This window comes from Vibrio sinus (assembly GCF_023634645.1).
Taxonomy (GTDB): domain Bacteria; phylum Pseudomonadota; class Gammaproteobacteria; order Enterobacterales; family Vibrionaceae; genus Vibrio; species Vibrio sinus.
Map to the genome: position 1 here is coordinate 20,286 of NZ_JAMKMR010000033.1, position 10,731 is coordinate 31,016.

The window sequence follows — 10,731 nt, forward strand, 5'->3', positions numbered from 1 at the left end:
CTTTGAGTGTATCTTCGCTCTTGTTAACAAAGGAAGCCATCAGGTGAAGACCTTAGACTTGTCCTTATAAGCATGTCCCTTTAAGGTTTAAGATTAAAAAATAGCTAAGATAACAACGGATTATTCCATGTCTGCGTACATCGACAAGACTTCAGAGCAAGAGTCCAAAATTTGCTGGCGTTGGTCATCCTCGTTAAAACAAGGCTCAGGCATATACTTGATCATGTCTTTGACATTTCGTAAATAATTCAGCTTATGAGATATATCTGTAAATCCGAGTTGCTGAACTCTTGAATCGATCCAGTCTGCGTACACCCATGCTTGATCGGTCATCATCACCAACTCTTCGACAACAGCGATCCCGGTAATGTGTCCGCCAAGTTTATTCATCTGCTTGGCGATGTGTTCGCACTGATCATCTAAGCCAAAAAATAGCAGCAGCTTTCGCATGTCTTTTACGATGGAAGCCAGTTTACTTCCCTGTGCCACTTCACCTTGAGAACACAGGTCAAATGCCAAGCCACGAATAAGGGCTTTTAACTTTTTCCGTCTATCAGGCAAGTCTTTGAGCTTCATGAATAGCTCGGCGAGCTCGAGCCCGTCATCACACGCTTGTTGATAAATTTTCTTTAGTTGAGCTGCCACTTGCGGCATCGCTGGACCAAACTCAAGGTAGGTAAACAGCTCGATACCAAGCCCATCGGCTTGCTCTAGCAAATCTTGTAGCGCTTTTTCTAAGCGCTTTTTTTGTTTGGGGCTCAAACCTTCCTGGCTCAACATAAAACTGAGTATGAGCGCGATTTCGGAATTTGAAGCCCCTGCTTGGCGCAAGAACGCCAGCGGATCAGCTGCCTCCGCTGCACCAGGATATTTAGCAGCCAGCTGCGCGAGCTGAGCAGGATCAACGCCATTGATTTGTTTTATTAACTTATCTAACAGCTCTTTACTTCTATCTAACTCAGAGCGTGATTTATCTTTGCCCAGTTTAAGATCTTTAAGCTTTCCACCTAACGCTAGACTTGCCTCCTCCATGGCTTCTTCTATCGCGCCTTGCTTAATGTCTACCAGAGTCGCTTGCACAGATTCTTGAATTGAACTGCCAGGAAAATGCTGTTTTACGCCTGTGGCCGCAGAAGAGTCGTTGGTGTCAGTAAAGAGTTGAGGGTTGGAAAAACCCGTTGTTTTTATCGCGTTATCCATATATTGCCTCCAAACTCAATATGAATTGCAAGCCTGAGCTTTAGATTCACCAATCAAGTTATCAAGAATTGATTGCAGGTGAAGGTCTAAGTCTAAGTCCATTCTCAACAAAGCGGTTTCAAGGCATGCCTGATTTTTGGATAGTGAATCATCGGCCACAATCTCTAACCCATTGCCCTTAGGTAACTTTAACTCGATAGCAGAAAGCATCTGTGAGTTCACCTTAAGCTGGACATTCCCTTTTAACAATTGCTCTTCAATTGGCCTACTCAATCTACGTACTAATATTTCGCTCACGTCTTGCTGAGCGCAATACTCTGTCACCGCTTGCGCCACGAGAGTGCGAATTCTCTCACCCATGTTGGCGGCCACACGTTGCTCTAAGGAAATTTCATCCGCAATCCATTCGATGGTACGAGCAATGGCTTGATCGGTTTCTTTTTGCGCGATAGACACCGCTTCTTGTTCGGCTTTGAACCTAGCATCTGCTCGCATTTGTTGAATATCGGCTTTAGCTTGGTGTAACTCGGATTCGGCCTCAGCGATAATGTTTTGCGCCTGCTTCCTAGCTTCATCCAAAACAGATTGCGCGTGATTAAGATGTTCAAGCTCCGTTTTAGGAATAATGTCTCCCGGATATGAACACTCCTGCAAACGAGAGACAGGAAATTTAAACGGGTTCATAACAACCTCCGAAGGCGAATATACCATTGCTGCAACAAGTGAAAGATCTCTCCACTCACTTCTTGGGTTGTAAAGCTGGCGGGAAATACAACAGCGAGCGCTTGCCAAACAGGATCAGGTTGAAATAGGCCAGACCATCCAAGATACAACGCAAGGTGTGGTAGGTTTTGATCACAGGTCGGCTCGACTTGTACCTTAATTCGATCATCAATAAATTGTTCTTGTGGAAATATCGCCAGCAGCTGATCCAGGTCTTCTGATGGCAAATACAACTGCAATGTGGCTTTATTACTTTTAAGCATCAAAAAGTCGGGCCTCGCCAACCTGATCAACCCAAGTGCAGTCAACAATTTAGGCAAGTTTTCAACGTCTTCCAACAAGGTTTTTTGCCACTGAGTGGTAGGCAAAAACGGACTGTCACTAGGAAAGCCTCGCTTCATACATATAAGCGTATCCAGTGCCTGTTGGCATTGGCGCGATTGCGGATAAAGCCCTTTCCACGGTGAAAGTTCCAGCGCCTCCCACCATGATAAGGACATCCACTTTCCCGGTGTGTAAGCCAGCTTATGCCAGCTTGCCGTCGCTAAATCCAACGCCATACTTAATGTGGCCTGCTTCTAAACAGCAACATTAAAATGCTAAACAGAGCGAACACCGCACCGCCAATGCCAGCATATAAAATCAGGGTATCAGTTTTATCCGCATACACTTTTGTACTGGTATTTTTGGTTTCGTTCGAGCTATATCTGAAGGTCGCTGGAACCATCATAATACTAATATTGTCGTAGCTTATTCCCGGAATACTGTCGTGAATCAAGCTTTTTATTTGATCTCGATAGACGCTAATATTGACCTCAGGTGAGTACTTAATCATCACGGCTGCAGAAGGCGCCGTCTTTTGCCTTCCTGTATCATCGGTTTTGTCTGCTGCGATAGACACACTACTTTCGATCACACCGTCCATATCAGAGAACATCTGCTCTAGTTGCTGCTCTTTCAGATAGTTCATCTTAGCTTTTTCTTGTTCAGGAGACGTCACCAATTGCCCAGAAGGGAAAACTTGATTGATGTCGACGCGTTTTCGCTTAGGAAAACCATTTTGTCGAAGCAACTCAACCGCGTTGATAAACTGCTTTTTATCCACTGCGAGTGTCACGGTGCCGTTTTTGTCCACTTCCTTGGCGGCTTGTATCTTATTTAACATAAGGAGCGCTAACATTTGGTTGGCCTCTTCTTCTGGCAGGTTGTTGTAAAGATTTTCTTTACACCCCACCAGCAATAGGACTACCAAAATGAAACTCCATCGAAAGTGAACTAACTTCATTGCATACTCGTCAATTTATTGATGGATTGAGAAGCTGAGCCCGCCGTTTTCGCGACCAATTCAACTTCAACGACAGACTGAATCACGTTTATCTGAGTGCTCAGTAATTTTTCAGGGGTGAGCTGATGGGCAGATTCAAGGTTGATACTTTTTAGTGCTGCACTGATACTCTTGCCCGTCTCTTGTATCCCAGAAAGCATGCTTTGCTCAGCGCTTGGTTCGGTAGGGGGATTCATCATTTGTTTAAACACGTCAACTTGGTGAGGGCTAGGTTCTAACGACTCTTGGCTGACATTCCCGGTAGACTGAGCTACTTTTTGGATCATAGTTACATCCATATCAACGCTCTCTTTGTTGTGATAACAATTTGATTAGTTGTACCGCTGGCTCTTGTTCGTTGAACTTGTCTAATTCCAATGAATGACTCTCACCAAGCATGATTCTCATGGCTTGCGCTTCAATCATATCCGAGCCTTGAACAAGCTCTGATGCACGTGAATTCTTTTGCATTCCGAAGCAAAGAATCGACTGACACACTTTGCTTAACGCCTCATTAATCCCTAACTTTGGAAGCACATCATGAAGTTGTTCCGCTTCTCGCCTCATGTTGTTATTCACAGAAGCAAACGCGACTTCAACCAGCAATTTTGATAACTCTCTTTCTGATTCATTCATATCTTTTGAATAATCCCGCTCAGCATGTCTTTAATCGTCTTTATAATGGCACTTTCATAGTTGACGAACGTCGAGTACTGCTGAACAGCAAACTGCGCTTGTAGCAATTTGTCAGGATCTTGCAGATCGGTCGCCGTCATTTTGCTTTGAATTTCCTGCGACGCTTGTCCTGCAAGGCTCGACAATTGATTAGTAAGTTGTTGTAAGTCCATACTGCCTCCGTTTGCTTCGGTATGAGTGTCAGCCAAGCTTAGTTAGCTTGAGCCACTTCTCGAATATGTGTGGGAGAATAACCATACTTTTTCTTGAAACAGTCAGAGAAGTGAGCATGGTTACTAAATCCGCAATCCATTGCGATATCAGAAATCTTGGTCCTAGTCGCGAGCAGCATCTCTCGGCCGTGTTCCAAACGGCGTTCAATCAACCAGTGCTTGGCGGAGATACCAAACTTTTCATAAAACAGAATATTGAGTTTTCTCACCGTAATACCCAGCTCTTCCGCATATTTCGCAACTGGCCACGGGTTTAAAAAGTTGCTTTCTAGGTACTCGAAAAATTCTTTGTTGGCGTCGACGAGGCTGTGCAATAGTTGAGAAAAGTACTGCCTATCCATTCCTAAGCAATAGGAATAGATAAACTGCAATAATGTCTTTCGACTGACTTTGCCTAGATCCTGAGACACTTTAATAATCTCATTATCAACGGGAACATTATACGCTTCTTGGGTACCGCCAATAACAAACGAGCTTGGCTCCAACAGGTCATACAGTTCTCTGTAAACTCGTTGGAAATCACCAATATAGAATAAATAGCTTGTCCAGTTATCCCGACTGGCTCCTGTGACCGAAGCAGTATCGTCTGTCACGACCAAGCTATTTTGTGTGAAAGCGTAGGGTTTATCTCTCACAACGACTTGAATCGGTCCCGTACAAAAAATAAACTGAATCGTTTTCATTGGATAACCCCACTGTCGAAATTAATGATTCCTGTTGATATAAAGCATAATGACGTTTCTTATCAAGAAGCTCTATCAGGTCTACACCTTAGATCCAACACCTTGTATCTTAAGGCAATATACCCAAATTACTTCAAGATGCAGGATTCAGAGCGATGTGAGTGACCGAATTTAAGGAAAAGGTCTGCAGGAATGGCCATCCATTTCAAAGACCTTTGACGCGAAAGTCGGCCACTCACACCGCTCCCAAAGGGCGAGTAGATAAGGCTTCACTGCGTTGTTAGGAATGTTCAACGTAGAATAACTATGCCTCACATCTCTGCCTAGCATTGAAGCCTTATCTATCTCGCTGAAGCTCGTATCTCGAAGTAATTTGGGTATATATCTTGAACGATTAAAATGCGAGCTTTCGCAACACTTAACCGTGGTAACGTCGCCATAACGTTGTGATAACCTGCTTTGATGTTTTGCAGGCATAAATCTGCGCTTGATGTTTCTCGTAAACTTGTGGCTCGCTGCCTTTACGGCAACAAGCCTCCAGCCGAATAATGTGTTCATCAAGGAAGCTAAGTAGTGTTTGACGATAGCTCCCTGAGTCGTCAGCTTTTAACTTGTCTTCTAATTGAGTAATACTTGCCATGGGCGAATGACCTCTATAGCGTTAATGGGATATGTAATAACTGACCATCTTTTACCAGCTCCACACTTGTCGTATCCAAGTTGGATACTTCAAAACCGTCTGGCAAACGAGTTCCGACTTGAATTCTCATGCCGTTTGCCAAGATAAGGTAAGGATTCTTAGCGTTACCGCCAAAACTACGAATTGCTGATGGAAACAGGCTCAACATCGACTGACTCACTGGAATATTCTGATAGATGACTCGCCCATTGCTCGGGGCATCGGTCCTGTATTGCTTCAATACCTTATTAAGTAGCGCTTCATCTTTACTACCCAGACTACCAGTGATGGTTGTCGTATTGCCGTTACGTGAAAGGCTCAATTTATCGAGCAGATGAGTCTGTTTAAGCTTTTCAACTAGCTCTCCTAGCCCTTCTTCTTTCTCACTTTTCACTTCCCATGAGTGAAGCCCTTTTACTTGCGCAATCAACTGACTGACAGATTGCCACTGTTTGTCGGCGGAAATATTTCCTGAAATGACCACAGTACCTAGCTGTTTACCTGAATGCACCATCACGTGTGCATACCCATTCTGCTGCAATACAAAATAGACATTGTGGACGATGTCTTCTTGGCATATTGCTTGATTCTTATAATGGATACCTAAGCCGTTTAACCGTCCCAATAAAGACTGGTACTTAGAGACACTTTGACAATAGCCACCTAGGGTTAAAATACCGTTACCTGACCAAGACAGTTCCAGCTTTCCATAGCCTGGTTGCTTAATTTCTTGGCCAACCCAAGCCTTAGGGTCAAATTTGACGATGGGCGGTGCGTTGAGGTTTATCCAAGAAAATACCGCGACTCCAATGGCAAACACTAAACACAAGCTTAAACAAATGATCGCAAGCCAATTCCTGCCACCCTTTTCCGTATGTTTTTGCCTTGCAGGTACGTCGGCTAATGTCAGATCTTGGTCCTCAGCTCCTAACAGAAAGCTAAAGCCCGCCAAATCAATAATAGTGGATGGAGGTATAGGAGATCGCTCTGCTTGGGCTTCTCCCTCATACCACATTGGCACTGACTCTTCTTTTATTCGGATTTCTTCTTCGCTAACCAATAAGGTTGCTTGTTTGTCTTCATCCAGTAGCACTGAGAGGTCGGCATCTTTCGAGCCAATCGTAAACTCGCCTTCTGGCAACTTAAGCTCACGTCCTCTCAAATGACCACTGAGGATCAACAATTTCCATGTAGAGCGCACGTTTTCTCCTTAGCCAAGTGAAATTGGCGAAGCTTTTATCAGGAATAAACGAATCACACTTCTTTTGGTATGACTCTCGCTCTTAAACAAATTCCCAAGTAAAGGGATATCACCTAAAAGTGGAATTTTGTTCTTCTGTACTTGGTCTTCATCTTGTACAAACCCACCCAATAACAAGCTCTGACCTGGCTTAAGTGTTGCCTGCGTGGCGATTTCAGAGTTTTGGACTTGGGGTAAGTCACTGGTTTTCTGTGCTAGTTGACGACCATCTTGAATGTTCAACGTCAGTAAAATTTTCTTACTGCCCCCATCATCAATCAGTCTTGGTGTCACTCGTAATAAGGAGCCAGAAGTGACAGACTCAAGATTCGCCACCTTTTCACCAGAAACTTTTGTATAGAATGTGACATTCTTGTCTAGAACGGCTTGCACATTGTTCAACGTGACAACTGAAGGTCTGGATAATACTTTAGCCTTTGAGTCTTGCTCAAGCGCACTCAGTTTGACTAAGAAGCTGCCGGTATCATTCACTAGAGTAGAAAAACCGCCATCGGCCGTACTTGTGCCAGAGTTAAAGTCGACACGCCCACCACCAATTTTTGCTGACGCAGACCAATCAATGCCAAGGTTGTTTATATTACTTGCGTCAACATCAATAATTTCAACCGTGACTTGAATTTGAGTCTGTTTCTTATCTAGTTGAGCAATCAGATCTTTATACAGTGGCATGTTGGCTTGTCTGTCACGTACTACTATGGCGTTTTGTCTTGGATCGGCAGAAAAAACGGGAAGTCTCGCACCAGAAACGGAAGCTTGACTGGCCTTACCGTCAATGGGCAACGAATGGCCTTGAGCCATTTTTTCAAGCACAGATACCACGCCTGGCACCTTCACTTGCTGATTTCGATACTCATACACATTGTCTGATGCAGATGCATACTTGAGCGGAAACACTCGAATCGTTTCTTTATTTTGAGCTTGGTGTAATACTTTCTCGTCTAGGCTGGTCGCTAGTTGCGTTACTCTAGTCACACACACAGGCACACCTGAGATTTCTAGAGCGTTCACCTGTGGAACCTTTTTAAAAGAGCAATACCGAGATGAAGCCATGCCCATTTTTCTGAGATAAGCAGCAATACTGGTCGCTTGCATGTATCTCGGGCTCACGAGCTGATGTTCTATCTGACTGGATTTATAAATATAAAGAGAGGAGCCATCGTAATAGTAGGCCAAGCTATAAGTGCTGGATAAATGTTGCAGGATTTTATCTGGAGACTCGCTTTCAATCCGCCCGATATAAGTATCTTGAATGCTAGGGTCAATGATCATCGGCACGTTGTAGTTCGCGCCAAACGCTTCTAGTAACGAGGAAAGTTTCATGCCTCGTGTGATCATAAAGAAATCGCTACCGTGCCAAGGTATCGGGGCCGCTATGGTCATTAACGAGAAACAAGAACAAAGTACAAATAATATCAATCTCTTCATAGTCACGAGCCTTTAAACCAAATTGACAAGCTCAAGCATATCTTCCCGATTTTGTAGTGTGCTTTTACACAATCCGGAAGAAATATATTTGGCCAATAAATGATGAGCTTCCAGCCGTTGATTCAATTCGTCCGTGGATAAATCCTCTTGGTATCGTTGCCAAAGAAACCAGCGATCCGCCTCGGGAAGAATCGCTTGGTCTAAAGTTTCATCGCTGGCAGCCAACAACAAAGACGCACGATTTAAACTCGCCTGACTGAAGGTTTCGAACTGTATTTCAATACCAATACACAGCCCGTATTCCCCCTCGAGCGCTTTGGAATAACTACCGGAAATATCTAGGACGGCCCGCGTTTCGCGGCATGATTCCACCAACACCAGATCGCAACGCTGGAGCGTTTGCCAAATTGAGGGATATCTCATTCAATCATTCCGCTATCAAATAATGTCTCTATTTTCGAAAATTTGCCCTCGAGTGCCCATCAGGTATTTACCTTAGATAAAATAGAATGCACAAATTTAAAAGCCTGATTCTTTCACCGTTTGTAATAATGCAAACAGTTTCACTCAGATAATTGGTGGTATAAGTGACTGGGTTTACAAGAAGTTCTCGGCTGATTTACCTATTTTTGATCATATTTTTCGTCATCGATCTCGTCGGCTTATTTTATACGTTGCCAAGCAATCAACATGGGACTGAAATGGGCCTAAGAATGCGTGCAATTGAATATATACGTAATGCCCCATTCTTTTATGACTTTCTTCCGACGCACGTCATTCACCTTTTTATTTTGTTGATTATTATACTGGTATTATTTATTCCGTTAGAAAGGCATACACTGAAGCAAGTACGCGCCAAAAAGCAATCTGAGTTACAAAACCAGCTTAAAAGTGAACACCTAACCACAATCAGCCACGAAATTCGCACACCATTAAACGGTATTACTGGCGCTTTAGAACTGCTTAAACGATCGGATCTCGATTATTCTCAATCTGATTTAGTGGAGCTTGCGGCGCAATGTTCAGATGGTTTACTAGAAGTCATCAATAACGTGTTAGATTTTTCTAGAATTGAAGCAGGACAAATGAAATTAGCCATGAAAAGCACTGAATTGCTGCCAATATTTGATCAGGCCATGTTAACCATTGCGACAAAAGCAAATAATAAAAATGTGCAATTGAGAATCTTGGCTACAAAACAAGTTCCGCAAAAAGCGATTGTCGATCCAACAAGAATTAAACAAATATTGGTGAACTTATTGGGCAATGCCATCAAATTTACAGAGCAAGGTTTTATATTTTTATATGTAGATAGTAGTGGCCAACAACTACATATTTCTGTTGAAGATTCAGGTATGGGTATCGAGAAACCGATGCAACAACTTATTTTTCAGCCGTACACGCAATGTACTGATGATAGCCAAGGCTCTGGATTAGGACTTGCTATCACTCGCTCACTAGTAGGGTTAATGGGCGGAACAATCAAGCTAGAAAGTGATCTGGGAAAAGGGACAAAGGTTTCGGTGAACATCCCGCTTAAAGGTGATTTGCAACCTCTGCGTTTTCCCGAGTTACCCGTTAGCGCACCTTTAGCGCTCCACTCACAGCTCTCTTTATGGGGCATTCGACCAATATTAGACAATGAAAGCCCCCTTCAGAACCCTGATTACGAATTTCTATGTGGCCGGCTTTACCACACAATTCAAGATATGTTTTTTTCCTCTAAGCCCAACACTGAATTCGAACCTACACCAAAGATATGCTGGCGTCTTAAGATATTGATCATTGATGATATTGAAGCTAATTCCGCTATCATCGGACAAATGGTCGAAAAAATGGGGCATAGTGTTTATAAAGCTTCGAATGGTTTTGACGCAATGAATATGGCCAAACGACAAATTTTTGATTTGGTGTTAATGGATATTCGCATGCCAAGAATGAATGGGCTAGAGTTAATCAGCAAATGGAGGACTGAGGAAGGCGTCTTGGATCCTGATTGCTTTATCGCCGCGTTAACAGCGAACACGCACCCCAAAGAAAAACAGCAAATTCAGCACGCTGGATTTGATGAATATCTCCAAAAACCCTTGAAGATGAAAGCCCTGTATCAGACCATACTCAGTGCTTGCCATACACAGGTGGCAAGGGGTATCGACCTTACTCCCGCAAGCAAGGGCGATCAAAACTTACTGCAATCTGACGATCCTGAAATGAATCGTAAACTAATGTCGGATCTTAAAAAACAGCTTAACTTAGCACTAAAATACCACGTGTTTGAGAACAAAGAGAAGCTAATGAACCATATCCATACCATTAAAGGTTCAGCAGCACTTGGTGGGTTAACGCTATTGTCTGAAGCCGCCGAGCAACTGGAGTCCGAATATCGAATGGGGCACGCCATTACTCGGCAAAACCTAATGAGTTTAGAAAAGATTATGGAAACCTCACTGGAAAACGGATGATAGACTCAACTGTAGAAGTTCAGACTTGATCTAACAGTTACCAGTTTTATACAGGTGCCCTGTTAG

General features: G+C 43.4%; 13 protein-coding genes. 1 reads left to right on the top strand and 12 read right to left on the bottom strand.

Features of this window, described 5'->3' with window-relative positions:
* Positions 1 to 120: 120 nt before the first annotated feature.
* The 12 genes from M9194_RS20555 to M9194_RS20610 all read right to left on the bottom strand — a co-directional run bounded on the left by M9194_RS20555 (position 121) and on the right by M9194_RS20610 (position 8,626).
* A complete protein-coding gene (locus tag M9194_RS20555; protein ID WP_250614579.1) occupies positions 121 to 1,200 on the bottom strand; it encodes a TyeA family type III secretion system gatekeeper subunit in 1,080 nt (359 codons plus the stop codon).
* Positions 1,201 to 1,215: 15 nt separating this feature from the next.
* Positions 1,216 to 1,884 carry a hypothetical protein gene (locus M9194_RS20560; RefSeq protein ID WP_250614580.1) on the bottom strand — a complete coding sequence of 223 codons (669 nt, stop codon included), beginning with the start codon at positions 1,882 to 1,884 and terminating at the stop codon, positions 1,216 to 1,218.
* A complete protein-coding gene (locus tag M9194_RS20565) occupies positions 1,881 to 2,483 on the bottom strand; it encodes a type III secretion system domain-containing protein (RefSeq protein ID WP_250614581.1) in 603 nt (200 codons plus the stop codon). The genes M9194_RS20560 and M9194_RS20565 overlap by 4 nt, the downstream gene beginning before the upstream one ends.
* A 2-nt stretch (positions 2,484 to 2,485) precedes the next feature.
* Positions 2,486 to 3,208 carry a type III secretion system inner membrane ring lipoprotein SctJ gene (gene sctJ, locus M9194_RS20570; protein WP_250614582.1) on the bottom strand — a complete coding sequence of 241 codons (723 nt, stop codon included), beginning with the start codon at positions 3,206 to 3,208 and terminating at the stop codon, positions 2,486 to 2,488.
* Complete coding sequence (gene sctI / locus M9194_RS20575) at positions 3,205 to 3,534, bottom strand: type III secretion system inner rod subunit SctI (protein WP_250614583.1); 330 nt, start codon at positions 3,532 to 3,534, stop codon at positions 3,205 to 3,207. The genes sctJ and sctI overlap by 4 nt, the downstream gene beginning before the upstream one ends.
* Positions 3,535 to 3,547: 13 nt before the next feature.
* Positions 3,548 to 3,883 carry a DUF1039 domain-containing protein gene (locus M9194_RS20580; RefSeq protein WP_250614584.1) on the bottom strand — a complete coding sequence of 112 codons (336 nt, stop codon included), beginning with the start codon at positions 3,881 to 3,883 and terminating at the stop codon, positions 3,548 to 3,550.
* Positions 3,880 to 4,095 carry a type III secretion system needle filament subunit SctF gene (gene sctF, locus M9194_RS20585; RefSeq protein WP_250614585.1) on the bottom strand — a complete coding sequence of 72 codons (216 nt, stop codon included), beginning with the start codon at positions 4,093 to 4,095 and terminating at the stop codon, positions 3,880 to 3,882. The genes M9194_RS20580 and sctF overlap by 4 nt, the downstream gene beginning before the upstream one ends.
* A gap of 38 nt (positions 4,096 to 4,133) precedes the next feature.
* Complete coding sequence (locus M9194_RS20590; protein WP_250614586.1) at positions 4,134 to 4,838, bottom strand: helix-turn-helix domain-containing protein; 705 nt, start codon at positions 4,836 to 4,838, stop codon at positions 4,134 to 4,136.
* Between the two features lie 418 nt (positions 4,839 to 5,256).
* Positions 5,257 to 5,478, bottom strand: coding sequence for an EscE/YscE/SsaE family type III secretion system needle protein co-chaperone (locus M9194_RS20595; protein ID WP_250614587.1), 222 nt, complete (start codon positions 5,476 to 5,478; stop codon positions 5,257 to 5,259).
* Positions 5,479 to 5,491: 13 nt separating this feature from the next.
* A complete protein-coding gene (sctD, locus tag M9194_RS20600; RefSeq protein WP_250614588.1) occupies positions 5,492 to 6,718 on the bottom strand; it encodes a type III secretion system inner membrane ring subunit SctD in 1,227 nt (408 codons plus the stop codon).
* A 9-nt stretch (positions 6,719 to 6,727) separates the two neighbouring features.
* Entirely contained in the window at positions 6,728 to 8,203 is a 1,476-nt protein-coding gene (locus M9194_RS20605; protein WP_250614589.1) for an EscC/YscC/HrcC family type III secretion system outer membrane ring protein, read from the bottom strand.
* 12 nt (positions 8,204 to 8,215) lie between these two features.
* Positions 8,216 to 8,626, bottom strand: coding sequence for a hypothetical protein (locus tag M9194_RS20610; protein WP_250614590.1), 411 nt, complete (start codon positions 8,624 to 8,626; stop codon positions 8,216 to 8,218).
* A 164-nt stretch (positions 8,627 to 8,790) separates the two neighbouring features.
* Here M9194_RS20610 and M9194_RS20615 point away from each other — a divergent pair, with 164 nt between their 5' ends.
* Positions 8,791 to 10,665, top strand: a complete 1,875-nt coding sequence (locus M9194_RS20615) for an ATP-binding protein (RefSeq protein ID WP_250614591.1) — start codon at positions 8,791 to 8,793, stop codon at positions 10,663 to 10,665.
* The last annotated feature ends 66 nt before the right edge of the window (positions 10,666 to 10,731 follow it).

Bases quoted from the DNA above. Each gene is read 5' to 3' on its own strand.
- M9194_RS20555 (WP_250614579.1), bottom strand. From the start codon at position 1,200: ATGGATAACGCGATAAAAACAACGGGTTTTTCCAACCCTCAACTCTTT.
- M9194_RS20565 (WP_250614581.1), bottom strand. From the start codon at position 2,483: ATGGCGTTGGATTTAGCGACGGCAAGCTGGCATAAGCTGGCTTACACA.
- M9194_RS20610 (WP_250614590.1), bottom strand. From the start codon at position 8,626: ATGAGATATCCCTCAATTTGGCAAACGCTCCAGCGTTGCGATCTGGTG.
- sctI (WP_250614583.1), bottom strand. From the start codon at position 3,534: ATGATCCAAAAAGTAGCTCAGTCTACCGGGAATGTCAGCCAAGAGTCG.
- sctJ (WP_250614582.1), bottom strand. From the start codon at position 3,208: ATGAAGTTAGTTCACTTTCGATGGAGTTTCATTTTGGTAGTCCTATTG.
- M9194_RS20560 (WP_250614580.1), bottom strand. From the start codon at position 1,884: ATGAACCCGTTTAAATTTCCTGTCTCTCGTTTGCAGGAGTGTTCATAT.
- M9194_RS20595 (WP_250614587.1), bottom strand. From the start codon at position 5,478: ATGGCAAGTATTACTCAATTAGAAGACAAGTTAAAAGCTGACGACTCA.
- sctF (WP_250614585.1), bottom strand. From the start codon at position 4,095: ATGGACTTACAACAACTTACTAATCAATTGTCGAGCCTTGCAGGACAA.
- M9194_RS20580 (WP_250614584.1), bottom strand. From the start codon at position 3,883: ATGAATGAATCAGAAAGAGAGTTATCAAAATTGCTGGTTGAAGTCGCG.
- M9194_RS20605 (WP_250614589.1), bottom strand. From the start codon at position 8,203: ATGAAGAGATTGATATTATTTGTACTTTGTTCTTGTTTCTCGTTAATG.
- M9194_RS20590 (WP_250614586.1), bottom strand. From the start codon at position 4,838: ATGAAAACGATTCAGTTTATTTTTTGTACGGGACCGATTCAAGTCGTT.